General features: G+C 52.3%; 24 protein-coding genes. 5 read left to right on the plus strand and 19 right to left on the minus strand.

The annotated features are described in order from the left end of the window. Positions 1–41 precede the first annotated feature (41 nt). From DVH26_RS26520 to DVH26_RS26530, 3 genes are read right to left on the minus strand one after another with little or no spacing between them, the layout of a single operon-like run. Complete coding sequence (locus DVH26_RS26520; RefSeq protein WP_239627243.1) at positions 42–854, minus strand: inositol monophosphatase family protein; 813 nt, start codon at positions 852–854, stop codon at positions 42–44. Positions 855–883: 29 nt separating this feature from the next. Further along, positions 884–2,206: a UDP-N-acetylglucosamine 1-carboxyvinyltransferase gene (gene murA, locus DVH26_RS26525; RefSeq protein ID WP_239627245.1), complete on the minus strand. Its 1,323-nt coding sequence runs from the start codon at positions 2,204–2,206 to the stop codon at positions 884–886. A gap of 51 nt (positions 2,207–2,257) precedes the next feature. Next, positions 2,258–2,986 carry an FHA domain-containing protein gene (locus tag DVH26_RS26530; RefSeq protein ID WP_345774079.1) on the minus strand — a complete coding sequence of 243 codons (729 nt, stop codon included), beginning with the start codon at positions 2,984–2,986 and terminating at the stop codon, positions 2,258–2,260. A 240-nt stretch (positions 2,987–3,226) separates the two neighbouring features. Between DVH26_RS26530 and DVH26_RS26535 the strand changes: the two genes are divergently transcribed. Continuing rightward, positions 3,227–4,081 carry a heparin lyase I family protein gene (locus DVH26_RS26535; protein WP_239627248.1) on the plus strand — a complete coding sequence of 285 codons (855 nt, stop codon included), beginning with the start codon at positions 3,227–3,229 and terminating at the stop codon, positions 4,079–4,081. Between the two features lie 181 nt (positions 4,082–4,262). On the opposite strand, the gene DVH26_RS26540 is transcribed toward DVH26_RS26535, so the two are convergent. The 7 genes from DVH26_RS26540 to DVH26_RS26570 all read right to left on the minus strand — a co-directional run bounded on the left by DVH26_RS26540 (position 4,263) and on the right by DVH26_RS26570 (position 11,012). After that, entirely contained in the window at positions 4,263–5,141 is an 879-nt protein-coding gene (locus tag DVH26_RS26540; RefSeq protein ID WP_239627251.1) for an aldo/keto reductase, read from the minus strand. A 94-nt stretch (positions 5,142–5,235) separates the two neighbouring features. Continuing rightward, positions 5,236–7,254, minus strand: a complete 2,019-nt coding sequence (locus DVH26_RS26545; RefSeq protein WP_239627253.1) for a GTP-binding protein — start codon at positions 7,252–7,254, stop codon at positions 5,236–5,238. A 22-nt stretch (positions 7,255–7,276) separates the two neighbouring features. Further along, positions 7,277–8,245 carry an aldo/keto reductase gene (locus DVH26_RS26550; RefSeq protein ID WP_239627255.1) on the minus strand — a complete coding sequence of 323 codons (969 nt, stop codon included), beginning with the start codon at positions 8,243–8,245 and terminating at the stop codon, positions 7,277–7,279. A 76-nt stretch (positions 8,246–8,321) separates the two neighbouring features. After that, positions 8,322–8,729, minus strand: a complete 408-nt coding sequence (locus DVH26_RS26555) for a VOC family protein (protein WP_239627258.1) — start codon at positions 8,727–8,729, stop codon at positions 8,322–8,324. 185 nt (positions 8,730–8,914) lie between these two features. After that, the gene (locus DVH26_RS26560) at positions 8,915–9,943 is read right to left on the minus strand and encodes a GDSL-type esterase/lipase family protein (protein WP_239627260.1); all 1,029 of its coding nucleotides are present in this window, start codon (positions 9,941–9,943) and stop codon (positions 8,915–8,917) included. Positions 9,944–10,164: 221 nt separating this feature from the next. Beyond that, a complete protein-coding gene (locus tag DVH26_RS26565; RefSeq protein WP_239627263.1) occupies positions 10,165–10,527 on the minus strand; it encodes a hypothetical protein in 363 nt (120 codons plus the stop codon). 308 nt (positions 10,528–10,835) lie between these two features. Beyond that, on the minus strand, positions 10,836–11,012 hold the full coding sequence (locus DVH26_RS26570; RefSeq protein ID WP_239627265.1) for a hypothetical protein: 177 nt from the start codon (positions 11,010–11,012) through the stop codon (positions 10,836–10,838). Positions 11,013–11,277: 265 nt separating this feature from the next. Between DVH26_RS26570 and mgrA the strand changes: the two genes are divergently transcribed. The 4 genes from mgrA to DVH26_RS26590 all read left to right on the plus strand — a co-directional run bounded on the left by mgrA (position 11,278) and on the right by DVH26_RS26590 (position 16,075). After that, complete coding sequence (gene mgrA / locus DVH26_RS26575) at positions 11,278–12,267, plus strand: L-glyceraldehyde 3-phosphate reductase (protein WP_239627267.1); 990 nt, start codon at positions 11,278–11,280, stop codon at positions 12,265–12,267. 162 nt (positions 12,268–12,429) lie between these two features. Beyond that, positions 12,430–13,839 (plus strand): spore germination protein, encoded by a 1,410-nt coding sequence (locus tag DVH26_RS26580; RefSeq protein WP_239627270.1) that lies wholly within the window; start codon positions 12,430–12,432, stop codon positions 13,837–13,839. Between the two features lie 2 nt (positions 13,840–13,841). Continuing rightward, on the plus strand, positions 13,842–14,933 hold the full coding sequence (locus tag DVH26_RS26585) for a GerAB/ArcD/ProY family transporter (protein WP_239627273.1): 1,092 nt from the start codon (positions 13,842–13,844) through the stop codon (positions 14,931–14,933). Beyond that, entirely contained in the window at positions 14,930–16,075 is a 1,146-nt protein-coding gene (locus tag DVH26_RS26590) for a Ger(x)C family spore germination protein (RefSeq protein ID WP_239627275.1), read from the plus strand. Before DVH26_RS26585 ends, DVH26_RS26590 begins: the two co-directional genes overlap by 4 nt. Here DVH26_RS26590 and DVH26_RS26595 read toward each other — a convergent pair. From DVH26_RS26595 to DVH26_RS26635, 9 genes are all read right to left on the minus strand, one after another. Next, a complete protein-coding gene (locus DVH26_RS26595; protein WP_239627277.1) occupies positions 16,068–16,277 on the minus strand; it encodes a CLC_0170 family protein in 210 nt (69 codons plus the stop codon). The genes DVH26_RS26590 and DVH26_RS26595 overlap by 8 nt on opposite strands. A 105-nt stretch (positions 16,278–16,382) precedes the next feature. Beyond that, positions 16,383–17,357: a peptide-methionine (S)-S-oxide reductase MsrA gene (msrA, locus tag DVH26_RS26600; RefSeq protein WP_239627280.1), complete on the minus strand. Its 975-nt coding sequence runs from the start codon at positions 17,355–17,357 to the stop codon at positions 16,383–16,385. Positions 17,358–17,454: 97 nt separating this feature from the next. Beyond that, a complete protein-coding gene (locus tag DVH26_RS26605; protein ID WP_239627283.1) occupies positions 17,455–18,468 on the minus strand; it encodes a ketoacyl-ACP synthase III in 1,014 nt (337 codons plus the stop codon). Positions 18,469–18,659: 191 nt separating this feature from the next. Then, complete coding sequence (locus DVH26_RS26610; protein WP_239627285.1) at positions 18,660–19,436, minus strand: phytanoyl-CoA dioxygenase family protein; 777 nt, start codon at positions 19,434–19,436, stop codon at positions 18,660–18,662. 92 nt (positions 19,437–19,528) lie between these two features. Then, the gene (locus tag DVH26_RS26615; RefSeq protein WP_239635491.1) at positions 19,529–20,416 is read right to left on the minus strand and encodes a carbohydrate ABC transporter permease; all 888 of its coding nucleotides are present in this window, start codon (positions 20,414–20,416) and stop codon (positions 19,529–19,531) included. Between the two features lie 31 nt (positions 20,417–20,447). Next, positions 20,448–21,326, minus strand: a complete 879-nt coding sequence (locus DVH26_RS26620; protein WP_239627288.1) for a carbohydrate ABC transporter permease — start codon at positions 21,324–21,326, stop codon at positions 20,448–20,450. Between the two features lie 19 nt (positions 21,327–21,345). Further along, positions 21,346–22,680: an ABC transporter substrate-binding protein gene (locus DVH26_RS26625; RefSeq protein ID WP_239627291.1), complete on the minus strand. Its 1,335-nt coding sequence runs from the start codon at positions 22,678–22,680 to the stop codon at positions 21,346–21,348. Between the two features lie 77 nt (positions 22,681–22,757). Next, positions 22,758–24,341: a response regulator transcription factor gene (locus DVH26_RS26630; RefSeq protein ID WP_239627293.1), complete on the minus strand. Its 1,584-nt coding sequence runs from the start codon at positions 24,339–24,341 to the stop codon at positions 22,758–22,760. Continuing rightward, a complete protein-coding gene (locus tag DVH26_RS26635) occupies positions 24,319–26,124 on the minus strand; it encodes a cache domain-containing sensor histidine kinase (RefSeq protein WP_239627296.1) in 1,806 nt (601 codons plus the stop codon). The genes DVH26_RS26630 and DVH26_RS26635 overlap by 23 nt, the downstream gene beginning before the upstream one ends. Positions 26,125–26,230 lie beyond the last annotated feature (106 nt).

A 26,230-nucleotide genomic window follows, 5' to 3' on the forward strand; every position in this document is an offset into this window, starting at 1 on the left:
TAGGTTGAGCTGAGCATCCTATGCGCAGCCAATGAGATGGATTATAGCGGTGTTTCCACTGCCAGCCCTTCCTGCACCAGCTTCAGCATCGCTTCCTTGCGGTCAGGCGGGCAAGCGACGATATACGGCTCCGGGTTCATGCCTTCAAAAGGACGGCCCTCGAAGTCCATCACCAGTCCTCCCGCCTCGCGGACGAGCAGCACGCCGGAATACAGGTCGTCCCCTTCAGAATTGTACAGCACAATGCCGTCAATCTGCCCTTGGGCCAGCATCGCCCATTGCATGGTAGGAGCCCACAGCCGCAGCAGCCGCTTGCTGCTGCTTTCCAAATGGTGGCGCAAGCCGGAGGCACGCATATCGTGCTGGACCTTATGCCCTTGAATCCAGCCGATAGTGAGCCGTGAAGGCACCGGTTTCGGCGGGATCGCAAGCAACGTGTCGTTGCATGTCGCCCCTCTGGAGCGGTTCGCCACATACAGCTTGTCCTGCATCGTATCGTAGATGACGCCCAATACCGGCTCGGATCGATAAATCAGCGTAATCGATACGCCGAATACCGGCAGCCCTATCGCAAAATTGTTCGTACCGTCCAGCGGATCGACAAGCCACAGCCAGTCTCCCTCTACTCCGGACCATCCCGACTCCTCGCTGCGGATCTGGTGCTCCGGGAATATCGCGCGAATGCTGTGCAGGATGATCTGTTCTGCCAACAAATCGGCCTCCGTCAGCAAATCCCCGCTTTCATCCTTCTCCTTCACCGCAATGCCTTGCTGAAACAGATTTCGCGCCACGGCCCCCGCCGCTTTCGCCGCCTGAACCGCAACTTCTTCAGCCAATAACAAGGTTGATTCCATATGCAAACGTATCCTCCCTCAACCAAGCATCATGATTGCCGCATTTGGTGAAACGTATCCAGCTCTTGCGAGCTGTCGGACAGCTCCGCGTACGAGATGCGCGCTCCGAGAGAGCGGAATAAGCCAATCGGGTCTTCGTACCCCCGCTCAATATGCTCTACACCGGTAATCGTTGTCGTCCCTTCCGCCGCCAAACCGGCGAGCAGAAGACAAGTGCCCGCCCGTACATCGGTAGCGTGCACCCAACTGCCGGTGAGCGGCGAACCGCCTTTAATAAAGGCGCTTTCCTTGCGCAGCGACACCTCCGCACCCAACCGTTTCAGCTGTGCAATATGATTGAATCTTTGCGGAAAGACGCGCTCCGTAACGATACTTTTGCCGTGGGCTTGCGTCAGGAGCGCGGTGAGCGGCTGCTGCAAATCCGTAGCGAAGCCCGGATACATGCCGGTTCTCACCCTTGTCGCACGCAAACGCCCGAAGGAAGCAGCAGTAACGCTTTGATCGCCTATTTCAATGTCTAATCCAATTTCTCTTAATTTAGATAGGCAGGAGCCCATATGCTCAGGAATGACATTCGTCACGGTGACGCTGCCACCATTCATCCCGGCCGCCATTAGAAAGGAGCCGGCGATCAGCCGATCGGGAATGACCGTATACAAGCCGCCTCCCAGATACGGCACACCGTCGATGCGGATTTGATCGGTTCCCGCACCGACAATTTTGGCTCCGAGCTGGTTGAGGAAGTTAGCCGTATCCACAACCTCCGGGTCCATAGCAGCGTTCATCAGCCTCGTTCTTCCTTTGGCCCGCACGGCGGCCAGCATGAGATTGATCGTGGCGCCGGATGTGATCGTATCGAAATAAACGTCCGCCCCGCGAAGCTCCTTCGCCTCGACTACATAATGATCGTTGTGGAACGTAAACTCCGCTCCCATCGTCCGCAGCCCTTTAATATGCTGATCGATGGGTCTGGATACGAAATCGTCGCCCCCGGGAAACCCTACGGTAACCTTGCCGAATTTGGCCAGCAATGCCCCTACGAAATAATAGGAGGACCGGTAGGCTGAAGATTTGCCCGGATCGATGGTGGCGCTATGAATAAACCGGGGGTCGATCCTCATGCTGCCCGAAGGCTCGCGATCTATGGTTAAGCCGATATCTTTGCCGATTTGGCGAATAAGTCGGAAATCGTTGTTGTTGGGAATCCCTTCCATTGTCACCGCTGCATCCGCAAGGCAGCAAGCGGCTAACAGCGCCTGGGAGCTGTTTTTGGAGCCTTGAATGGACACCGATCCGTTAAGGGGACCGGACGTTTGTACCTGGATAACCTTCACCGTCGTTCCTACTTTCATATATGGGATGCGATTCTTGGTCCTTTGCAAAGCAAGCGGCAGCCGCTCCGTTCAATCCTTCTCCAGTACATACCCGCTGCCGCGAACGGCGCTTATGGTGAATGTGTCTTTTCCGTACTTTTTACGGATTCGGTAGATTAATGCGTTTAATTCATCCATGCTGACATCCGGAATACCATCGGAATCGGACGTCCTTTCCGGCCATACCGTCTTTTTGATCTCTTCAAAAGGAACCAGCTGATTCGCATGATCATGGAGCAGCTTAATCAGACCGTACTCTTTTTCCGACATCGCGATCCGCTGTCCATCCACCGTGCATTCTCTTTTTTCCCAATTGATCGAGAACCCCAAATCCTGGAAGTTGAATTGCTGGGTTAAACTGATCGGCTCGAACTCGAGCGTCTGGTCGGCGAATAGGTAGGAAAAATGGATGACGACCATGCCCTTCGCCAGCTTAATAATATCGAAGGCTTGCAGCGGATACGGCTTATGAGGCTCAATAAGCACTCCGTTAATCTCCGTTCCATGCCTGCTGCCCATGTCGTATAAAATGGCTTTCTCCCCTTCTTTGCGAATCATCAGATGCTTGCGGGAAATAAAAGCATTGGTAAATGCGAGGTCCGGGGTATCGTCGTTGGAAAAACGCCCGACAACCCACTCATTAGGGCCTAAATTAATACAGGTGCCTGCGCGATGAGGCTCTCCACGTATGATGTATAGACAAGCGTAAGTTTCCAGCTGAGTTCCCTCCGTTTTGTCTTCCTTGAAACGCTGTTGTATTGCATTGGTAAAGTATAAGTAAAGTTATGTACCCTTTCTATTTTACCTCATTTGAGCCGTTTTTGATAATGCCCCTTCACTAACAGATCAGTAACAACTGACTGACGCGAGTTAGGCAGCTCTAATGTAAGTAAGCAATCCAGTGACAATAGTCAGCAAAAGAGACATAGTGATGGAAACGCTTCAACGGTATAATCAAATCGTTATCATATCAGGTTCCGGGAACGGGAGGATCCAGCCATGCTTAAACAAGCCAAAAAATCATTAAGCATCATGACTTTAATCGGATTAGTAAGCGCTTGCAATTCAGTTGCGTCGGCAGCACCCAACCGCTACATCGACGCCGAAAGCGCAAGCATCAACAGCACCACCTTGACATTGACGGACAACGGGAAAAATTACGTGCATATCAAAAAAGGCGAATTCGTCACTCCGTGGATTAGCCCGAGCCAGTACTATAGAGGAACGCATGCGATCGGGTTCGAGATGAATCCGACCTCGGGTACGGCACCTGACGGCCAGTCGATGGACAAGAGCAATTACCGGGTCATTGCCGGGAACGAGGCGGACGCGCTTGGATTTTTGCAAGACAAATATACGGGATTTGCTGTCAAGCTGGAGAGCAATTTCGATTTGCCCGAAAAGCCGGTGCAGTTGTTCCAATGGTGGCAAGGCAGCCCGTTCTCGCCGCCTCTCGAACTGAGAGTGAAGCCGAATTCAACCGACTATGAGTTCGTCTATCGCAACGATACAACGGGCAGAGGACCGACCGCAGCTAAGGTACTGTATACCGGGACCATGACCAAAGGCGAGTGGCTCACCTTCGTCGTCTACACCCGCATGAGCACAACGTCAGACACAGAAACCGGCAAGATCAAAATTTGGGTGAACGGCACGCTCGTCAAAGACTGGGACGGGGATGTCGGCTATGATTCCACGGTCGATTATTACTATAAGGACGCGTATTACCGCTCCAATCCGAAGTTCGATATCTTCTTCGGGCTGTACCGCGATAGACAGATGAAGCACCATAAGGCCATGTTCGATCAAATCAAGTTCGGCACAAGCTATGCCGACGTCGATCCGGATCAATAAGTCATGCTAATTAGCCATTCCTAAAAGTGCTTCGCTTTGGCTTCGATTTATGGAAAGGAAATAGCAAAAAAGCCCCCATCGCCCGTTATCAGGCGGAAAGGAGGCTTTTTTTATAAGATCGTCAGCGCAGCTTGCAATCGCATGCGTCGTTGATCGTCCGATGGCTGGAGCGGACCAAGATTTACGCGATGGAAGTCGGCGAACCGAAGGGCGAGCTGTATCCGCTAATCGCACTCAGTATCCGCGTCGCTTCCTCATCGCTCATTCCCCCGAACCGTTCTACCGCATCGACAATGCGAGGGAACAAATGGATATCCCCGGCGCTGGCGAATCCGGAAATACCCGGGAACGACAAGACGAAATGAACACAGGCGTCAATAATGTCCTGACTGTCAAACGGCTCATACCAGGTTGCGTACGAGCGATGCTGCTGCTCGCCCCACGGACCTTTGGCAATCGCCTTGATAACTCTTACTGCCGTTTGATGCCGCCCCGCCTCTTCCACAAGCTCGTCAAACGGCTGACGGTACTCAGGCAGCGAGTACAAATAATAATTGAGCGGCAGCAGCACCGTGTCAAACGGAAACCGCCGCAGCGCCTCCAAATGGGTTACCGGGGCAAGATGGCCGTGACCGGTTATGCCGATCGCTTTGACAATACCTTCCTCCTTCGCCTCCAGCAGCGCTTCGAGCGCGCCTCCCTTCGCCGTGCATTTATCCAGCTCCTCGATCGTTCCGACGGCATGCAGCTGGATTAGATCGACACTATCGGTCTGGAGCCGTTCCAGCGAGCGGTGAATTTGCGCTTTGGCCTGCTCCCTCGACCGTTCGCCGGTTTTGGTCGCCAAAAAAATGTCATTGCGGATTCGCGGCATCCACGGACCCATTCTGACTTCCGCCTCGCCGTAGCTTGCCGCCGTATCGAAATGATTCACGCCATGCTGTAAGGCGTACGAAATCGAAGCGTCGGCCTCCTCCTGGCTAACGGAGCCGAGACTTGCGGCACCGAACATGACGACTGAGCTTAGATGTCCCAAACGACCTACTTGACGTTGCAGCATAATAGGTAGCCTCCTTAAGTTCGATTCAATTTTTTTTGCGGAATGCAGAAAGGTCTTTGTTCATTGAGAGCGATCACTACGATCTCTATGATCATTACGATCGCTGCGAGCCTAACGCGTTTCTCATGCTTAGGATATACTTGGACGTATCCAACGGATTAACGCCTCTCCTTGGACGTACGGCTTCCGTACCCGGAGGGCATTCCCTGTAGCCGTCGAACCGTGCAGCGAACGTGCCTCTGCCGCCGGTAAGCGTGCTCAGCTTCACGGGAAATTCCAGCGAGCTTGCGACAGGGACGGTGCCTTCCACCATGAATCGTTCCCCCGTAATCACCGGGTAGTCGAAAATAGCTCTCATGAGCGTCAGCTCATGCATAATTTTGCCGTTCGCTTCCTCCGGAGCGGTAAGGCGAAAGCGGATATACGGCTCCAGAAGCGCCGTTCCGGTTCGAGCCAAGCCATCCATGATGCCCATAGGCGTAGCGAGTACGAAGTCGAGCGGGTGCGTATGCCAGACATGATGCTCCCCTTCGATCAGCGTCACCTTGAGATCGGTAACCTCCCAGTTGTTAAGGCCTTGCTGGAGAGCTTCCGGAACCCTCCGTGCCACCTCGTTCTGATAGCTCGGCAGCAGCTTCTCGGGCTTGACCATCGAGGAATAGACAAGTCCGCTCCCACGTTCCCCGGGCTCGATATGGAATTTCAATATCGCCCAGCAGGGCTTGGGCATCGTGTAGGCTACGAAGCCGATCCCTTCGCGGGACGGCGTCTCTTTGTATATAACGGTCGGCTGGCCGAAGACCGGATGAAGTCCGAAGCGGCTGTGCAGCACATGCGTGAGCACCTCCAGCTGGATCGGTCCCATGATCTTGATGTGCAGCTCCCGCTCATTTTGATGCCACTGCAAATCCAGCAGAGGATCTTCCTCTGCCAGCTCCTGCAGCGCCGCAACGAGCTGCGGATATTCCGCGCCGTTCGCCGGAAGCACCTGGACCGTGAGAAGCGGCTCCGTCAACCGGTGTCCGGGAGCGATCCCTTCCCCGCTGCCAATGATGTCGCCGATGCGGACCTGGCTTAGTCCGCAAACGCCGGCGATATCGCCGGCTTCCAGCATCCCGACATCCTCGTGCTGTCCTGCATGGATTTTGCGGATTTGCGTTACTTTCTCGTCAACACCGAGCGTCGAATTGCGGACGACATCGCGGTTGCGGACGGTTCCGCCGAACAGCCGGATCAGCGCGATTTTGCCCATGACCTTATCCCGCTCCAGCCGGAATACGATGCCGGACAGCGGATCATTCTTCCTGCCTGCGGGCGGAGGCAGCAGCTCTACGATGGCATCCATCAGCTCGGGGATGCCGATTCCTTTGCTCGCTGCGCCGAACATTACGGGAAACAGCTGCGACTGCGCCGTTAGGGCGATCAGACGGTCGTACAGCTCGTCGTCCGGGACGAGACGGCCGTTGACGAAATCGTCCAGCAGCTGCTCGTCGTGCTCAGCAAGCTTTTCCCATAAGGCGTCGTAATCCTCCTGCCGGGACTGCTCTCCGCGTGTCAATGCTCCGCCTTCCTGCCTATACCAAAGCCGGTCCACGGCATGAAAATCGGCTTCCTCGCCCGTAAATCGCTGTATGACAGCGATGTCGGCCGACAAGTATTTTCGGATCTCTCCCATGACGCGTTCGGCACTGGCGCCGATCCGGTCCATCTTGTTAATAAAAATCAAGGTCGGTATGCCGAGCGAACGCAGTGCGTTCCAGAGCGTCTCGGTATGCGCCTGAACGCCTTCCACCGCGGAGACGATAAGGATCGCACCGTCCAAAATGCGTAGGGATCGTTCGACCTCGGAGGAGAAGTCGACGTGGCCCGGCGTATCGATCAGGTTGATCGTACAGTCCTTCCACCGGAAAGCCGTCGAAGCGGCTCGCACGGAGATGCCCCGCTCCCGCTCGACATCCAGCCAGTCCGTCTGGGCGGTTCCGGCATCCACCCGGCCGAGGCTGCGAATGCGGCCGCTTTCGAACAGCATATGCTCCGTCGTCGTCGTTTTGCCGGCATCTACGTGGGCGACGATACCCACATTTCGAATCGTGTTGGTTGTCTGTGTACTCATGCTGCCGCTAGCCGGCGTCACCTCATCTTTCTTCGCTGCGGTCGGTAGCCGGCGGCGGCTCGATGGAGAGCGCGGATATTTCCTTGCGCCACTCCTCCGTCATGTTGATCTCAAGCGCAGCAAGCGAAGGCTCCAGCTGCTCCACGTTGCGAGCCCCGATAATTGGCGCTGTAATAGCCGGATGGCTCATGACCCAAGCGACGGCTAGTGTAGCCGGATGTACTTCGCGCTCCAGCGCGTATTCGGCGAACTTTTCGGCGATATCGTAATACGCAGGATCCCCGTAGCGCTGGATGTAATTTTTTTGCTCGACCAACCGGCCCTGTTCAGGCTTGCGGTCCTTCGTATATTTCCCTGTCAGCAAGCCGCCTCCAAGCGGACTGTAGCTAATAACGCCTATCTGCTCCGATTCGGCCAACGGCAATATTTCAACCTCCGCTTGCCGCTTCGCCAAATTGTACATCGGCTGGATGCACTCGAACCGGGCAAGTCCCGCTTTGTCCGCGATGCCTTGCGCCTTCGCAATTTGCCATGCGGACCAGTTGCTCACAGCGGGATGCAATATTTTGCCTTGGCGCTGCAAATCGTCGAGCGCGCGCAGCGTCTCCTCCATCGGCGTACGCGGGTCGAAATGGTGCACGAAGTACAAATCGAGCCGATCCGTACCGAGCCGCTTCAGACTTTGCTCTACGGCGAGCATGATGTGCCTGCGGGACAAGCCCCGCTCATTGACATCTTGTCCTACCGGAAAATTCACTTTGGAAGTGAGCACGATCTCATCCCGGCAGTCGGCGATACACCGGCCCAATATTTCCTCCGACACGCCTTTGTTGTATACATTCGCGCAATCGAAGAAGTTGATGCCCGCTTCCCGCGCGCGACGGAACATCGCTTTCGACTCGGCTTCGTCCGCCGGTCCTCCGAAAGACATCGTACCAAAGCATAGGCTGGACACCTGAATGCCGGTTTTTCCTAATGTCCGATACTCCATGATCCGACTCCTCCTAATTCTCCATTTGTTTACTATATCATGATCTTGCTCTATCCCAAAAAAGCGGTTGCAATGATTAACTGTTCATTTGCGGCGATCCCGGCATCATCTGCATAAACTCGATCCGGTTGCCGTCCGGGTCTTTTGCCCAGCACTGATAGTTCGTATCCTTCCCCTGCTTCGGCTCTACATCCAGCGGGACGCCGTTGCGCTTCAGATGCTCCGCGATTTCGTATATGTCCTCAACCTCAAGACAAAGATGGTTGAAGCCGATCGGCTTCTGGACCGGCTCCGGCTTATTCAATCCGCCGTAAAACAATTCGATAAACTGCCCTTCGCACACTTTCAAATAGACGATCCACGGCTTATCCTCCGCATCGTGCAGCTCGAACGCCTTGGTAAAGCCGAGCACATCGCAGTAGAAATGCAGCGATCGTTCCATATGTTCCACCGTAAGCGCCAAATGACCGATTTGCTTGATCAAATCCGTTCCGCCTCCTTCAGCTTGTCACTTCATTCTCATCATATAAAAAAATCGCCTGAAATATAAGGAGTGAAAAAGAGTACATTAAGTTACTTTCAGGTAAGGAGGGGAAGAAAAAGACCGTTCTACCCCCTGAGAACATAAGCCCAAGGAAGAGAACGATCTTCGCACATGGTTGCCCCTAATTAAGACTCCGTTCTGAAAGCATCGACCAGCATCCACGTCCCGCTTGTCTTGACTAGCTTGATCGTATGGGTACCCGACGAAAGCCCGGATTTGCTGAAGACGGTTGCTTGTGCATAGCGGGTGGCGCTGTAGCAGTTGACCGTAGCTTGGAAAACCCCGTCGATATACACATCAACATTCCCTTCATCCGCATTAGTCTCCGTAATATAGTCGATTCTGGAGCCCGTAAACGTGTACTCAACGTAATCTCCGTTCGTTCTGGTTGCATGGACGTTGTCCATGTAATCGCCGAAGCCTCTGGATGAGCTGAGCTTCCAGCCGGATCCGGTATATACAGCGGAAGCATCCGTATCGTTATGCATAACGGATTTAAGCGACAGAGCTACGGCATTCGCAATGACCTGGGCACCGGCATCGTTAGGATGCACATCATCCGGAAAATTCGATGCCATCCCGCTTGTCACAGTATTTATATCCGTTACCGGAGTTCCTGTTTCTCTGGCCGCCTGCCACTGCTTTGGTACGACCTCTCCGCTAACGACCACATCGGTTATTCCGCTCAGTCCGTCGTTATACACTTTAGGCGACGTGTTGATATAGACTTTGGGCTGGGATGGAAGACTCTTGTAACTATTGATCATTTCCTTCATATTGCTGACAAACTCATCTTTATATACCCAGTTTAGCGGCTTGGAATCGTTAGTTCCCAGCATGATGACCACAATATCGGGATTCCAGTTCTTGCTGTCGGTGTATTGCTGCTGGTTCCAATACGGTTTATTTCCCTGCTTCAGCATGGTAGAGCTGGATACGCCGTAATTCCTGATTTCATAGCCGGAGCCAAGCAGCTGGCCCGTCTTTACCGGATAGCTCATAGTAGCCGCATTGGAGGTGCCTATCCCATATGTAATACTGTCGCCGATAAAAGCTACTTTCAATGGTACGGCTGCGTTTGCCGTTTCGTACAATCCGCTTGACGTCAGAACTAATAAGAATAATGCCATCCACATCATTGCTTTTTTGAACATGATTGTTTCCTCCCTTTTCTCATCGGATAGGTAAAACCGCTTTCGTTTCACCACCTTTCCAAAATTAGTGAAAGCGATTACAATAAATATTCTATCATATTCTTCCATACCCTGGTATCATTTTACATTCTTTAGGATTGCAAAAAAAATGCCTGTTGAGTTAATCAACAGGCTTTCAGCGCATGGGGACACTATTATACATCATCCAACTGTACAAACGGTTAACGAATTTTTTTGCGGCTTATCTTTTTGAGCTTCTTCCCGCTTCTCAAGCTGGACGTCGTTGCTTTGGCGCCTCCGAAGGCACCGATCATCTTGAATATCGGGCCCATTTGCTGAAACAATTTGAACATCTGCTGCGCTTTGGTCATAAAGGAAATAATGCCGTCAATTCCACCGAAACCGCCTAATAAAGAGGCACGTGCCGCAGGTTCGGCAGCAGCGGCTGAAGCCGCCGAAGGGCCTTCGCTTACCGATACCGGGATGTCCCTCTCTTCAATCAATATCCTCCTGGCGCCGGCAGATGACATGATCATACTGTCTTCGATAATAGAGCCTCTTCGGACCTTCCGCTTTTGCTTCATGCTGCTAGGGCTCTTTTTCGCTGACAATACCATTGCCTTCCTCGTTTTGGATACGGATGTTTTTTTCATGCGGATCCCTTTCCTTTACATTATCCTTGTTTTCCACGACTTCAACCTGTACTCCATCCTACTTGTCTCTGCAGGATAGACTATGCAGCGGCGGGCACAAGCGTATGGATTCCTGTCCTTCTGTCCGGTAATTGTGCGGGTGTCCTTAGCCCCAAAAAAAGAGCGGCTCGTCAGACGACGGCCACTCTTTCCGAAGAGAAGACATGTGTACAACCGGATGCAGGAACTCCCCGCAATCCTTACGAAGGAAGCGTTACCCAACCTTTATAGATCGAGTAGTAGAACAGGAAGGAGGCTACGAATCCGAGCAGCAGCATGAGTACCCCGAATTTCGTTCTTTTTTGGAAAAACAGGACCAGCGCACCGCTAAAAAGCGACCCCATAATAAGGATGAACAAGATGAACAATACAATCATTGCAGGGAATTCTCCTTTAATCTCTCATCTATCGAATGGCAACCATATCTATCTTACTTTACCATCTTTTAAGTAAAAATCCAAAGTCAAACGTGTGACGACGCTGTCGCTGTCGCTCAGTTACCTAAACGTTACTTAGTCAAAACAATGTGCGTACTTTTCCTGCCGCCTGTCTTTTCATATACTGTTAACGAAACACTTGATGCAGTACATCCATGCCAAGCCTTATTCCCAACAGCGAAAATTGATTAGGAGGACTTTCAACGTGACTTATCAAGCGGATACAAACCGATACAAAGAAATGAAATATAACCGGAGCGGAAGATCCGGTCTGCTGCTGCCGGCTATCTCGTTAGGGCTTTGGCACAACTTCGGCGGCGTCGATACATTCGAGAACGGCCGCGCCATGGTCAGAAGAGCATTCGATCTCGGCATCACGCATTTTGACCTTGCCAACAACTACGGACCTCCTCCCGGTTCGGCGGAAGAGATGTTCGACAAGCTTCTCCGGACGGACCTCGCGCCTTACCGTGACGAGCTCATCATCTCCACCAAAGCCGGACACCGGATGTGGGCCGGACCTTACGGCGAATGGGGTTCGCGCAAAAACCTGCTCTCGAGCCTTGATCAAAGCTTGAAGCGCATGGGACTGGAGTATGTAGACATCTTCTATTCGCACCGGTTCGATCCGGACACTCCGTTGGAAGAAACCATGATGGCGCTGGATCAGGCCGTCCGTCAAGGCAAAGCGCTCTATGTCGGCATTTCCCAGTACAGGCCGGATAAAACCGAGGAAGCCATCCGTATTCTTAAAGAGCTTGGTACCCCGCTCTTGATTCATCAGCCGGTCTACTCCATGCTCAACAGATGGATTGAGGATGGCTTGCAGGATGTGCTTCAGGAGCATGGCGTCGGCAGCATCGCCTTCTGCCCTCTGGCACAAGGCCTGCTCACCAGCAAATATTTGAACGGGATTCCGGAAGGCTCCCGTGCGGCAAAGCCATCTACGTTCCTGAAGGAAGGCGACGTGACGGAGGACAAAGTCGCCAAAGCGCGCAAGTTAAACGAGATTGCTGCTCAGCGCGGTCAAAGCCTCGCCCAGATGTCTCTAGCCTGGGTACTGCGGGAGGGACGCGTCACCTCGGCATTGATCGGAGCGAGCCGCCCCGGCCAAATCGAAGAAAATGTCGCCGCTTTGGCCAACCTGGAATTTTCGAGCGAAGAATTGGCGGCGATCGACGCTATTGTAAACTAATATCATCCATTACGGCAGACAAGCATATCGCTTGATCTGCCTTTTCTTTTTCCATTAGTTCCAATCTCATCCAATAAGCTAAACATTTCTTAAGCTTTATGGCATAAAATGGGCGGCATTACCTCATACTACCCCATATCATTGGCTGGAGGACTTATATAGATGATATGGGTTGAAGAATTACGCAAGCACCTGTCACAGAACTCCGACATGACATTTCGTCCGATAATTGTAAATGGCAGCATAATGACGTTAGTCTATATTGCCGGACTCGTTGAGGACAGCTACGTACAAGAGAAAATTATCCCGAAGCTGTTTCATGACGAGTCTTTCGATACGTTCGAGGCTTTCGATAAAACCCAATTGGATGAGGCGATAGAAGCCCTTTTCTATGGATTCATTCTAGTTGTCTCCGAAACGAGCTCTTTCGCCTACCAGGTGAACGGCCAAGGAATGCAAGGGCGTTCCATCCAGGAGCCCAGCAGTGAAAATACGGTACGCGGACCCCGCGACGGATTCGTGGAATCGATTTCAACGAACCTTTCCCTGATCCGCAGACGCTACCCGAGCCGCCATCTTCAAGTGCGGATTTCCAAGAAAGGCACGCGAACCCAAACCAAGGTAGCTCTGATCTACATAGATGATATCGTCAATCCCGAGCTGCTGCAGGAGGTTCAACGGCGGCTCGATACGATGGATGTGGATGAAGTGCTGGACAGCGGAACAGTCGAGCAATGGATCGAGGACAGCTGGTATTCTCCGTTTCCGCAAGCTCAGTATACGGAGCAGCCCGCAAGAGTGGTTGCAGCCCTATCCGAAGGCCGAATGGCCATCGTGGTAGACGGCACTCCCATCGTTCTTCTTGTCCCCGTAACATTCTCCATGCTGTTTCAAGCCATGGACGATTACTCCGAACGGTGGATGGTCGGCAGCGCCATACGGCTGATTCGGTTCATTGCCGGTTTTATTGCGCTCATGCTTCCTTCCTTGTACATCGCGCTGCTATCGTTTCACCCGGGCATGGTCCCTACCGGTCTCACCCTCTCCATTGCTGCAGGAAGAGCGGATGTGCCTTTCCCAAGCATTATGGAGGCTATTATGATGGAAGCTACGCTAGAAATGCTGCGCGAAGCGGGCTTGCGTCTTCCCCGCTTTATCGGGCAAACCATCGGCATCGTCGGCGGTTTGGTTATCGGTCAGTCTGCTGTCGAAGCGGGCATAGTCAGCCCAGCGATGGTCGTCGTCGTAGCTCTGACGGCAATCTGCTCTTTCCTTCTGCCGGCTTACAATGCGGCGATCGCGATCCGGCTGCTCCGCTTTCCATTAATGTTCCTTTCAGGCACGTTGGGCTTGCTTGGATTAATCCTTGGATTAATGGCGATTGCCGCTCATCTCGTCTCTTTAAAATCGTTCGGCATCAATTACTTCTCGCCGTTTGCTCCTTACCATATTAGGGATTGGAAGGATACGGCCATCCGGGCGCCTCTGCCCCTGTTGAAGACCCGGCCTGCTGTATTGCAAACGCTGGACGGAAAGCGGGCTAACAATACCAAACGGAAAAAGGGGTGGTGAAGATGAATATCAAGGACAAAATCACCAACGGACAGATGGGCTTTCTGCTATTTTCTATCATGGTCGGCGTCGGCATTCTGTCACTTCCGCAAGCCATTGCTACAAAATCAGGTGTCGACGGATGGATGTCTATCATCATCGGCGGCATTGCGGCTGCAGCGATCACTATCGTTATGGCCAAGCTGGGGGTGCGTTTTCCCGACAAAGGACTGACCGAATATGGACCGATTCTGCTAGGCCGTATAGGCGGAACCTTTCTATGCATCATCTTTATTGTTTATTTCCTGTGCTTTGTAAGTATTGTGGTGCGGGTTTATGCCGATGTAACCAAGCTGTTCCTGCTTGATAAGACACCGATCGAAGTGATCATCATGGTGAGCTTTCTCGTAAGCACCTACATCGTACAGCTCGGGATAAACCCTATTGCTCGGTTCAATCAGCTCGTACAGCCGGTTGCCGTAATCCTCCTGTTCATGGTGCTCATTCTCACGTTTGGCGAAGTCGATCTGGGAGAAAACCTTCCTATTCTCGGGGACGGATTCATGCCTGTGCTGCGCAGCATTCCCACTACCTTTTTCTCGTTTCTTGGCTTCGAAATGATCCTGTTCCTTCTGCCGCTCATGGATGATCAGCGCAGCGTCACGACATCGATTATCCGCGTTTTTTCTTTCGTAACGGCTCTCTATGTGATTATCGTCGTTGTTTGTGTAGGCATCCTGGGAGCTAAAGAAGTCAGCTACGTCAATTATCCGACCCTGGCCATTGCCAAAAACATTATCCTCCCGGGATCATTCGTCGAACGGCTGGAATCGGTCATGATGCTTGCATGGATTCCGTTCGCTCTGACAACGATTGTTCTTTATCATTATTGCGCCAGCTTAATAACATCCAAACTGTTGAAGCTTGAGGAGCATAGAGTCATCTCGCTGTTGTATATGCCGATTGTATTTCTGGCTGCCTTACTGCCCAAAAATGTCCTCCAAGTAGATACCTGGAGCAATACCGTAGGCATGGGCGGCATGATAATCAATTGCACCTCCCCGCTTCTGTTATGGGGGGCTTATATTTGGAAGAAACGAAGAGGCAGCCTATGAACAAATGGCCTCACTGCCTGCTGCTCCTCATACTGGTTGCTCCGCTGTTGTCAGGGTGCTGGGACCGGCTTGAAGTCGAGGAACGTATTTTCGTTCTCGCTGTCGCTATCGATAAAGCGAAGCAGGAGGGGAACAGCCTGCCGGATTATGAAGTTACCGTACAGCTTGCCGAACCGAGAGCATTGTCAGGGAAAACTCCCTCCACGAATATGAAGCCCGTTTGGAACGTTAGTGCCACAGGCCCGTCTTTATTCGATTGTATGAGAGCTCTGACGACTAGGGTCGCCCGAGTCCCGTTTTACGAGCATCTCCAGGTAATTGTTGTCAGTGAAGAACTAGCTAAAGAGAGCCTTTCCAGGCCTATGGACCTTTTTTTGCGGGACCATGAGATGCGTCGCAAAATTGCTCTTGTCGTAACGGAAGGCCCTGCCAAAAAGGTGCTGAACATTCAACATCGACTTATTCCGGTACCCGGAATTTACTTAAGTATTCTTACGAAAGAATCACTGAGAAAAACGGCCAGGATGCCGAAGGATTCTACGGTCGGTCACTTCTCCTCTGATTTCCGTGCCGGGAGGGACACTATATTGACCCGGGTCGAGCCAAAGGGACAGTACGTGCTCATGGAAGGGGGCGCGGTAATAAAAATGGATAAATTTGTCGGCTGGTTCTCCGATTTGGATGTGAGATCATACCGATGGGTGAATGGAACGGTAGAAGCGGGAAACTACGTCATTGTGAAAAAACACTCGCAGGTTGCAAAAAATTATACGACGTTTGAAGTGAAGAGCATGCGCTCAATTATTAAACCGCATGTACAAAACGGCAAGCCTGCATTTACGATTTCGATCCGTACGGAAGGGCACGTCGGGGAAGACGGACTCCCGCCCGAGCCGACCAGTGAAGATTTGCTCCAAATCGAGCAGCTTTTGAACGAACAGCTAAAAAAAGATGTTGAGGACATCATAAAGAAAGTGCAAAAGAAATTCGGGGTGGATATATTCGGATTCGGGGAAAAGCTGCGAAGATACGAGTATGCCTACTGGAAGAAGCATAGAGACAACTGGGACGAGATATTCCGTACGGTGGAATTTGACGTCAAGGTTGAAGCATCGATTCGCCGGATCGGCCATGTCAAATAACGAAGAAATGCGCCACAAGCACGACGCAGGATAGCAGCATGCATACATAGCCGCCATATTTGGCAAACTTGGCGTCACGCTGCAGCTTGCGGTCCTGGTAGCTGATATAATATCGAAACCTCAGATAGAGTCCTATCAATAGAAACATGGCTACTAGATAGTACGAGGAAAGCGATTCAACAAACCCTATGACAATCATCATATCAATGTATCCTCCGGCTGCAGATTCTCCTGTTCATTCTATTCTTCCCTGACAGGAGAATCTCAACCGGGTCACTAACGGGTCTCTGAACCAAAGTACGCGAACTCAGCGCCCGTCAAATAATGCGCGATAAGCACCGTAGCCTTCCTGCTCCAGCTTCTCTTTCGGAATAAACTTAAGTGCAGCGGAATTGATGCAATAGCGTAATCCTCCAGCATCCTTCGGGCCGTCCGTGAACACGTGTCCCAAGTGCGAATCCCCTTCGCGGCTGCGTACTTCCGTGCGGATCATGAAATGGCTGTAATCTGACTTTTCCTTCACATTGCCTCCGACAAGCGGCCTTGTGAAGCTCGGCCAGCCGCAGCCGGAGTCGAATTTGTCCAGCGAGCTGAACAGCGGCTCTCCGGATACGATATCAACATAGATGCCTTCCTCATGATGATCCCAAAATTCGTTCCGGAACGGAGGCTCCGTCGCATTGTTCTGAGTCACCTCATATTGGATCGGGGTTAGCTGGCTTCTGCGCTTCTCCTTATCCTGAGCGGTATTCCAATGCTGCTCGATAAAAGCGTCTCTGCCGGACCCTTTCCGGTACATTTTATAGCGCAGCGGATTTTTGCTGTAGTAGTCCTGGTGATATTCTTCCGCCTCGAAAAATTCGCCTGCTGGAACGATCTGCGTAGCGATCGGCTTGTCAAAGCGCCCGCTCTGTTCGAGCGCTTGCTTCGATGCTTCCGCCTTCAAGCGCTGTTCTTCGTTATGATAAAAAATAGCGGTCCGGTAAGACTCGCCTCGGTCATGGAATTGCCCTCCGGCATCGGTCGGGTCGATCTGCTGCCAGAACGTATCCAGCAGCTTCTCATACGGGAACAGCTCCGGATCGAAGGTGATTTGCACTGCCTCGGCGTGCCCTGTTGTCTCCGAGCATACCTCTTCGTAGGTCGGGTTCGACTTATGCCCCCCGGTATAGCCGGATACGACCCGCTTAATGCCGGGAAGCTGGTCGAACGGGGTTACCATGCACCAGAAGCATCCTCCGGCGAATGTCGCCAGCTGTTCCCGATTTGTATTTGATTCCATTGCTGCTCACTCCTTCTCATTCAAGGTAACCTTGCCAAAAGCTCCTTTCTCCTATCATATCAAGAAATCGGCAAGCAACCAAATGGCCGGCTGAACTTTACCATGCTGCCGGAGCATTCACTTGCGGATCCAGCTGCAGGCGAACCAGCATTCCAGCCTGAACGAGACCGGAGCCGAAGCCATACAGCAGCGCGCGGTCGCCTGGCTTGATCTTGCCTTCCCTGATGGCGATATCAAGCGCCAAGGGAATCGTTGCCGCCGACGTATTGCCGAAATGAACAAGGCTGTACAATGCTTTCTCTAGCGGAAAGCCGCTTCGCTCGCACAGCGGTTCGATCATGCGCAGATTGGCGCTGTGAGGCACGAACCAATCGACCTGCTCGAAGCTCAGGCCTGCTTTATCGACGACCTGCTGCATTCCGTCCGGTACGGTCCTGACCACCCATTTGAACACTTCTCTTCCGTTCTGCACCAGCAATTGCTTGTCGATCAGCTCTATGCCGTTCATCTTATCGGCAATGCGAGTCTGGTAAATATGCGGTCCTCCGCTTCCATCCGTGGAGAGATGATAGGACAAAAAGCCTGATTCGTCCGGATCCCGCTCCACCAGAACGGCACCGGCTCCATCTCCGAACAGGACACAGGTGGTACGGTCGGTATAATCGGTTATTTTGGACAGCGTCTCCGCACCGAGAACGAGAACTTTGCGATGCTGCCCGGAAGCGATCAGACTATTGGCCAAGTGCAGACCATAGACGAATCCGGCGCAAGCAGCGCTTATATCGATAGCCCCCGTCGCAGGGATGCCTAACCGATGCTGCAGCAGCGACGCTGTGCTTGGAAACGGAAAATCCGGCGTGCTGGTGGCAACGATGATCATATCTACATCCGACACGGACTTGCCGTAACGGCGAGTCAAGTCGTTCACCGCCGCCGCGCACAAATCGCTTGTGTACTGCCGCGGCTCGCTGATCCGCCTCTCCCGGATCCCGGTTCTCTGCACAATCCATTCGTCACTCGTATCAACCATTTTCTCAAGATCGTGATTCGTCAAACGCCGTTCAGGGACGTAGGTTCCGATGGCGGTAATCCGTGCATGATAAAGCATCATAGCGCACCAACCTTTACTATCAAGTATTAGTACCTAGTACTAATTAAAATATATACTTCACCAGCTTCCCTGTCAATCCCAGGCACACCGTTCCGTTTGGTATCGCACAGAGCATCCGGTCAAAATAAAGAAGCCAGACCCACCGGATAGATACCGGAAGGCCTGACTCTTTAATTAGCTCTTTGCTGTTATCATCCAACGATCTTAAAGTCGGGCTTCACATGATCGAAATCCTCATTATGTCCGCTTACCATAAGCCCCATTCCCCAGTCAAAATGAACATTTCGAGTCGGCTGGTCCGCTGCGTCGCGATATTGGAACAGCACATTTCTCCGAGTGTTGGCGCTGCGGTTGCAGTCGGAGCCGTGAATGGTCAAGTAGTTGAAGAACAGCACGTCTCCCGCTTCAGCCGGACAAGGCGTTCCCATAGAAAGCGGATATTGTTTATGGTCCAAATAATACGTGCCGACATGAGGGAGCTCGCCGGTCTTGTGGGAGCCGGGAATGACGCAGAGGCATCCGTTTTCCTCGTTCGCGTTATCCAGATGAACGCTTGCCGCCAGCATCGTATGCTTGGAATGAGGGAAGTAAGGATAGTCCTGATGCATCGGGAACGCCGCTCCGTTCTCCGGCGGCTTCACCAGCATTTTTGTATGATGGAGCAGCACATTCGGGCCGATCAGCCGGGTCAAAACAGCGACCATATTCGGATGAATGACCGCACGCGCGAAGGCGGCGTCATGGTAGTGAACGTCATGAAAGCCTTTCAACACAAGCTTCTTCAAATCGTCCGGGGGCAAATAGTCTCCCTGCCAGGCATGGTTCTTATCGTTCCTCGATTTCGCCGCCCGGGAAATGATGCTTTCCGTTGCCGTTCTCATTACTTCCACTTCTTCGGCATTGAACACACCTTTGACCAGCAAATACCCGTTCTCCTGATAAAAGCTTACCTGATCGGCAGTAATCATGGATCTCCCCATCCTTCTCTATTCATATTGATTGGCAAAATCACGTCATCCCATGCCTTGCCATGGCTTGACATGGCAAGGCATGCTTTTGCTTACCCTTTGATCCCCGTCAAAGTGACGCCTTCAATAATATATCTTTGACCAAGAATGTAAACGAACAGCACCGGGATTACCGCGATGGCGGACCCGGCCATCATCAGCGTCCAATCCGTAATGTACATCCCGCGGAACAAATTCAGCAGCAGCGGTACCGTAAACTGATCCGGGCTGTTCAGGAAGATGAGCGGTCCGAAGAAGCTGTTCCACATGCCGAGGAATGTGAAGATGGCCAAAGCTGCAAGCGCCGGTCGAATGAGCGGAATAATAATGCGTGAATAGATCGTCCACCGATTGGCCCCGTCCACGATGGACGCTTCCTCCAGCTCGTCGGGAATGCTTTTGATGAACTGCCTGAGCAAAAATACGCCGAACGCATCGAGTAACGATGCCGGGACAATCAAAGCCAGGTGGGTGTCCAGCCAGCCGAGCCCTTTCATCATCAAATACAACGGAATAATCGTGACTTGATGCGGCACCATCATCGTCGCCAGAAACAGGACGAATATCGGCTCGCGAAGCGGAAAGCGGATCTTCGCAAATGCGTATGCCGCCATCGAGCAAGTAATCAGCTTGATCGTTACGGATACCAAAGCGATATAGAAGCTGTTCACATAAGCGCGCCCGAACGGCAGGGCTTCCCACGAGCGTTTGTAGTTGCCCCATTCCCAAGGATCCGGAATCCATTTGGGCGGAATTAGAAATACTTGCGAAAACTGCTTAAGTGAGCTTAATACCATCCATATAAACGGACCGATCATAACGATGGCTCCTATGATTAGAACCGTATGCAGGAGCACTCTTCCTATCAGCGAAGTGCCTGTTCTATCCGCCCTGAGCGCCGACACCGACGTATGGCTTGCCGCTCTGCTTTCAACCTTCATTTCCAAACCATTCCCTCCCTTCCCGCTGTAGTTAGCCGCCATAATGCACCCACCGCTTTGACATGTGCATCTGGAACAAAGTAAGAGCCAAAATAATCGCGAACAGGATTACGGCTGCAGCCGCACTCTTGCCGAACGTAAACTCGACGAAAGCGAGCTGGTAAATGTGATACACGATCGTATAGCTTGCCTTCGCCGGTCCGCCGCCCGTCATGACAAACGACTGATCGAACACTTGAAACGAGCCGATGATCGACATGATCGTGGCAAAGAACGTCGTGGGTGACAGAAGCGGAAGCGTAATGTGCCAAAATTGCCGGAACTTGCTCGCTCCGTCCATTTGAGCCGCCTCATAATAGGAGGAGGAAATGCCCTGCAGGCCTGCCAAGAACAGCACCATATTGCCTCCGAGCCCCCACCAGACACTGAGCATTGCAATCGACGGTATGACCAGCTTGCGGTTCGTCAGCCAATCGGGTCCCTGAATGCCGAACCATTGCTTCAAGTACACATTGATGATGCCGAATTCCGAATTAAGCAGCCACAGCCATACGATGGATACGGCTATGGAGCTTGTTACTACAGGCATGTAATAAAACAACCGGTATACAACTTTGCCCCGCACTTTATTCAAGGCTACCGCTACTAGAATCGCCAGCAAAATGCCCGTAGGCACGACCAGGATCGTATACCAGGCCGAATTCCACAGCGCGAGCTTGAAATCCGGATTTTGCAGCTGTCCGATAAAATTGTCCAGTCCGATAAATTGCTTCTCTCCGAAGCCGTCCCATTTCATCACGCTCAGAACGAAGGCGGAAACGAGCGGGATGAAGGCAAAGACGAGAAGGCCGAGCATTTGGGGCAATATAAATGTAAAGCCCCAAATGCTGTCCGAAATTCGTTTGTTCATAGCTATCAGCCCTTCCTGATCACTTGCCGGCCTTGAAATCGGCTATTTTCTGGTTCGCCTTCACGCCCAGATTTTTCATTGTTTCATCGAGCTTGCCGTCCTTCAGCCACAGCGCTTCCATCTCATCCTTGATCACTTGGCTCAACCCCGGAACGCCGGCTTCGTGCGGTGTCAGCGCATATCCGATGTTGCGTGCGTCAAGGAAATATTTGGCGTGCTCAGGCAGGTTGCCCTCCATAACGACCTGGTCGGCACCTTCTACAGACGGTACGGCGTTGCCGCCTCCTTGCAGACGGAATACTTGACCTTCCTTCGATACGAACTCGCTGATGAATTGGTACGCTTCCTTGGCATGCTTCGTATTTTTGTTCATTACCATATAAGCGGTAGCTACGCCGGCAGGCTCAATCTTCTTGCCGGTGTTGGTAGGATAAGGCACGATATCGAATTGAAGATCTTTGTTTTGTTTGAAAATCGGGAGATACCAGCGACCGGCGGATACGAAGCCGACCTGATTGGACATGAACATCGCGTCGCCGCCCTGTCCTTTAGGGAGCGTTCCGGCGAACGTAATATTTTTGGACTGCACGTTATCGTACAGGAATTTGAACGCTTCCTGCGCCTTGGCGTCCTTATCGCCGACAAACTCGCCTTTATCGTTGTACATCGTCCCGCCGTTGCTGCTCACAAAGCTGTAATACCGGCCCCAATCGTTGTCCAGTACGAAGCCGTGCTTGCCGTTGGCCCGCAATTTTTCCAGCATCGATTTAAATGAATTCCAATTCCATTGACCTTTTTCATACAGATCCGCAGGCATATCGGCGATTCCAGCATCCTTCAGCAGCTTTTTGTTGTACCACAGAATGAACGGATTACAGTCGACCGGAACTCCGTACACCTTGTCGTTTTTCTTGGCTGCGCCCCAAAGGCCTTTGAAGAAATCGCTCTCCTTGATTTTGCTGTCCGCGCTTTTATCCATGTATGGGGTCAGCTCGGCGATCGTCTGATTCTCAATCAGCTTTACGATCGTGCTGTCACCGGAATAAAAGACGTCGGGAGCCGTTCCCCCGCTTAGCTGCGTCAATATTTTTTGCTCGTAGTCACTTGGAACTGGAATTAACTCAAATTCAACGTTGGGATGCTTGGCGTTATAATCCTTCGTAAATTCCTGAAATCGGCCCAGCTCTCCGGGATTGCCCCAGGTCGACCATTTCAGCTTGATCTTTTCGCCCGGCTTGGGCGCCGCCGTTTTACCTTCTCCCTGGGTTGCACCGTTGCTGCATGCCGACATTAATGGGATTAATGAAATTACGCCAGCGAGCATTGCAAGTGAAAATTTGCCCCTCATCTTCATATCGTTCATCCCTTTCCAACAAATTGTTATGTACACGCTTACATTATAGGCTGCAGATTTTGCGAATGAAACCGCTTTTATTCCGAAAAGGTGTTGCCTATTCCGATGTTGCACGCCTTTTTCTCCCTATATTCCGCAGGGGACATTTTCATCATTTTCTTGAACAGCTTGCTGAAATATTTGACGTCATTGAACCCGGACATTTCCGCAACCTCGTACACCTTCAGCGTTGTTGTCTGCAAGAGCGCGCTCGACCGCTTCAACCGCAGATGAATAAGATAGTCGATAAAATTTTGTCCCGTCACCTTTTTGAACATTTCGCTGAAATAATTTTTGCTCACCGAGACATGGTCGGCCACATCCTGCAGGCTGATTGCTTTCGTAAAATGCTGCTTCATGTACTCCACCGCTTTCTCGATTATTCTCCGATGGAAGCCGGATTCTTCTTCGATTTCATCCTCCGACTTCCATACTCCTTCGAAGGCGGTCCACAAGAGCGCACGCATTTCCTCAACCGACTCCATCATTCGCAGCGCCTCGGCCTGCTCCAGGGGCAGCGGCTTGTTCCATCTGCACAGCTGAAATAACGACAGTAGCTCCTGCGCTTCCCTCATCACCTCGACGGGCGTTCGATGCTCGTAAGTCCAACAGCGGACAACCTTCTCCACATATTGAGCCGCTTTGTCCTGGAACCCTTCGGTCAGCGCGTTCTTCAGCGCCGTCTTCACCCATTCCATATCTTCTCCCTGCGCCTTCCGGGTAAGCAATCCCTCCCTGTAGAACCGGACGCACTCTGGCCCCATGTAAAAACGCAGCCGGGCGGTTTCCTCCCCTTCCCGGTAAGCCTGCTTCAATGAACCGCTGCCGTGAATGCGGCTGCTGACGCCCATCGTGAACGAATAGCCTTTGGCCTTCAAATGGGAATGGAAGCCGTGCAGCTTTTGCCTCGTCAACGCTTCTTCCTGATTCCGTTCGGGTATCGCCAGTATCAGCTGGTCGGCGCCGACCCGGAAGGCAATGCCCCGGTCCATCCATTCATAGAAGCCGGCCTGCACCTCGTCCAGCATAATGTCAATGAAGATCCCGCCTTCCTCAGTGCGAAGCTTGGACGCTCCGTCCAACAGGCAGACGATCATCCTGTAGCCTTCCTCAAGCCACGAGAAGTCCGATTCCAAGCCGGCAGGCAGCTCCTCGCTAACCAGCAGCTTGATCAGCGCTTTCTCCATCTCCAGCCGCTTGCCGTTCAGCTCCTGGCGCTGGTAGTGCTCCTGCTTTTTGCGCTCCTCCGTAATCTGCTCCTTCAATTTGTCCAGAACGTTCTTCAAATCGGCCGTTTCCAGCGTCGGCTTCAGCAAGTAATCGGAAGCGCCCAGGCGGATGCCTTCCCTGACATATTCGAAGTCGTTATGGCAGCTGAGCAGCACTACCTTGATGCGAGAGCAGTGCTCGCGGGCTGCGCGCATTAATTCCAGCCCATCCATAACCGGCATGGCTATATCCGTGATGAGAATGTCCACCTCGTTGCGCTCGATCCACGGCATCGCCTTTTGGCCGTTGGAGGCCTCTCCTATAAGCTGAAACCCGTTCTCCTCCCAGTCAAACGTCGTTCTTAGCCCAATACGGGCAATGGGCTCGTCATCAACCAGCAGCACTCTGTACATAAGCATCTTCCTTCCGAATGGGAATAATGAGCCGGACACTTGTGCCTTGCCCGATCTCGCTATGAACCTCGACGCCGTATCCGATCCCGAAATACAGCTGCAGTGTTTGATGCACATGAGACAATCCGATGCGCGTCATCCCGCTCGCTCTAGTGCTGCTTGAACCGTTCAGCAGGTGGGGCAGCTTAGCGCTGTCGATACCGATTCCGTCGTCCCGAATGACGATGACCGCGTCGTCCTGCTCCCGATGGACCGTAACCTCGATACAGCCTTTCTCCTCTTTGGGTGCGATGCCGTGAAAGATCGCGTTCTCCACAATCGGCTGAAGAAGCATCCGGGGAATCGGAATGTCATTCAGCTCCGGAGGACAATGAATCGTCAGCGTGAGCTTGTTATCGTAGCGGTATTGCTGAATGATCATATATTTGTTCAATAGATCGAAATCTTCGCCCAGCTTGACGAACGAGCCGTTCCGCTCCAGGCTTCCCTCCAGCAGAGGAACTAATGCCGATATGGCGTCGGCCACATCATCCGTACGCTGCAGCCGTGCCATCCAGCGGATCGAATTGAGCGTATTGTACAAGAAGTGCGGATTGATCTGATAGCGTAAGGCGCGGATTTCCGCCTTCTTCTTCTCGTTCTCCTCTTCAGCAATGCGGTGGATGAGAACGCCGATCTGCCGGATCATTTTGTTAAAGCTGCGCCCGAGCTGGCCGATTTCGTTCCTGCCGGCAATGTTGGCCCTAACCGTCAGATCACCGGCTTCGCTGCGCTTCATCAGCTTGCTCAAATAGACAAGCGGCCGTCCGATTTTGTACGCAACGTAGTAGCCCATCACGACAGCGACCAGTACGGAGGCCAGCGCGATCCAAACCGTCAGATCGCGGATTACTTTCGAATCGGCAATCAGCTCCTGAATGGGTACGATGCCGGCTACCTGCCATCCGTTGCTCAAATTGTCGGGAATGACGAGCGTATCCGTCCCGTTGATTTTCACGACGCGCGTATAGGCAGGCAGCTCCAGCTCGGAGCTTTTTCCATACATGGTCATATCGGGATGATAGGCAAAGCTGTTGGTCTGATCCACGACGTAGGTGTAACCGGTTTGACCGAATTGGAGATCGGCCATCGCTTCCTTCAGCACCTTGCCCCGCACTTCAATGAACATGACGCCGAGGACTTTGCCGGTATCGACATCCTTCACCGAGCGCCCGAGCCCGAACACGGGAATCCCCATATCGGTTCCTTTCAAATACGAAATATTGGAGAGGCCGAACCAGACCGCCGCCCCATTCGCTTCAATAATTTTCCGGTACCATTCCGTCTCCCATGGATCGAGAACGCCTTGGAATCCTGAGCTGACCAAGGAATTATTTTTATTGACATCCAGTATGAAAATATCCATGATTTCGGGCGAATTCGTAATCAGCGAGATGATCTGATCTTTCGCATCGTTATTCAGCTTTACGTTCTCATACGGCGTAGGCGCATCTTTGCCCTGCAGCGCATCCTGGATCAGCTTGCTGCCGACCAGTCTCATGGAGGTGTTATCCAAGCCTTTAAAAATAAAGTTCAGCTTGTCGCTGACCTGCCGGATCGTTAAGGTCGCTACGTTGCTGACCTGCTCCTCGATCAATACCGCCGATTTCTCATAGGACAAATACCCTCCGATTAGCACCGGCACGATAATGCTGACGAAAAATAATAGAAACAGCTGTACGGCTATCGAATGTAAGCGGTTATATAAACCGCCGTTTTGAGCAGCGCTCTGACTATCCCTCATTCGTACCCCCTCCATCCTCGTATTAAATCTCTATTCGGTAAACGCCTATTATTTCCTTCTGTCCTGCGTCAGGAACCCAGTACTTCCTTTTCCAGGAAAATACGTG

It is taken from the genome of Paenibacillus sp. H1-7 (assembly GCF_022354825.1).
Taxonomy (GTDB): domain Bacteria; phylum Bacillota; class Bacilli; order Paenibacillales; family NBRC-103111; genus Paenibacillus_S.

Coding starts and splice junctions, on each gene's coding strand:
- DVH26_RS26520 (WP_239627243.1), bottom strand. CDS start 854: ATGGAATCAACCTTGTTATTGGCTGAAGAAGTTGCGGTTCAGGCGGCG.
- murA (WP_239627245.1), bottom strand. CDS start 2,206: ATGAAAGTAGGAACGACGGTGAAGGTTATCCAGGTACAAACGTCCGGT.
- DVH26_RS26535 (WP_239627248.1), top strand. CDS start 3,227: ATGCTTAAACAAGCCAAAAAATCATTAAGCATCATGACTTTAATCGGA.
- DVH26_RS26540 (WP_239627251.1), bottom strand. CDS start 5,141: ATGCTGCAACGTCAAGTAGGTCGTTTGGGACATCTAAGCTCAGTCGTC.
- DVH26_RS26545 (WP_239627253.1), bottom strand. CDS start 7,254: ATGAGTACACAGACAACCAACACGATTCGAAATGTGGGTATCGTCGCC.
- DVH26_RS26550 (WP_239627255.1), bottom strand. CDS start 8,245: ATGGAGTATCGGACATTAGGAAAAACCGGCATTCAGGTGTCCAGCCTA.
- DVH26_RS26560 (WP_239627260.1), bottom strand. CDS start 9,943: ATGTTCAAAAAAGCAATGATGTGGATGGCATTATTCTTATTAGTTCTG.
- DVH26_RS26565 (WP_239627263.1), bottom strand. CDS start 10,527: ATGAAGCAAAAGCGGAAGGTCCGAAGAGGCTCTATTATCGAAGACAGT.
- DVH26_RS26570 (WP_239627265.1), bottom strand. CDS start 11,012: ATGATTGTATTGTTCATCTTGTTCATCCTTATTATGGGGTCGCTTTTT.
- DVH26_RS26580 (WP_239627270.1), top strand. CDS start 12,430: ATGATATGGGTTGAAGAATTACGCAAGCACCTGTCACAGAACTCCGAC.
- DVH26_RS26585 (WP_239627273.1), top strand. CDS start 13,842: ATGAATATCAAGGACAAAATCACCAACGGACAGATGGGCTTTCTGCTA.
- DVH26_RS26590 (WP_239627275.1), top strand. CDS start 14,930: ATGAACAAATGGCCTCACTGCCTGCTGCTCCTCATACTGGTTGCTCCG.
- DVH26_RS26595 (WP_239627277.1), bottom strand. CDS start 16,277: ATGATGATTGTCATAGGGTTTGTTGAATCGCTTTCCTCGTACTATCTA.
- msrA (WP_239627280.1), bottom strand. CDS start 17,357: ATGGAATCAAATACAAATCGGGAACAGCTGGCGACATTCGCCGGAGGA.
- DVH26_RS26605 (WP_239627283.1), bottom strand. CDS start 18,468: ATGATGCTTTATCATGCACGGATTACCGCCATCGGAACCTACGTCCCT.
- DVH26_RS26610 (WP_239627285.1), bottom strand. CDS start 19,436: ATGATTACTGCCGATCAGGTAAGCTTTTATCAGGAGAACGGGTATTTG.
- DVH26_RS26615 (WP_239635491.1), bottom strand. CDS start 20,416: ATGAAGGTTGAAAGCAGAGCGGCAAGCCATACGTCGGTGTCGGCGCTC.
- DVH26_RS26620 (WP_239627288.1), bottom strand. CDS start 21,326: ATGAACAAACGAATTTCGGACAGCATTTGGGGCTTTACATTTATATTG.
- DVH26_RS26625 (WP_239627291.1), bottom strand. CDS start 22,680: ATGAAGATGAGGGGCAAATTTTCACTTGCAATGCTCGCTGGCGTAATT.
- DVH26_RS26630 (WP_239627293.1), bottom strand. CDS start 24,341: ATGTACAGAGTGCTGCTGGTTGATGACGAGCCCATTGCCCGTATTGGG.
- DVH26_RS26635 (WP_239627296.1), bottom strand. CDS start 26,124: ATGAGGGATAGTCAGAGCGCTGCTCAAAACGGCGGTTTATATAACCGC.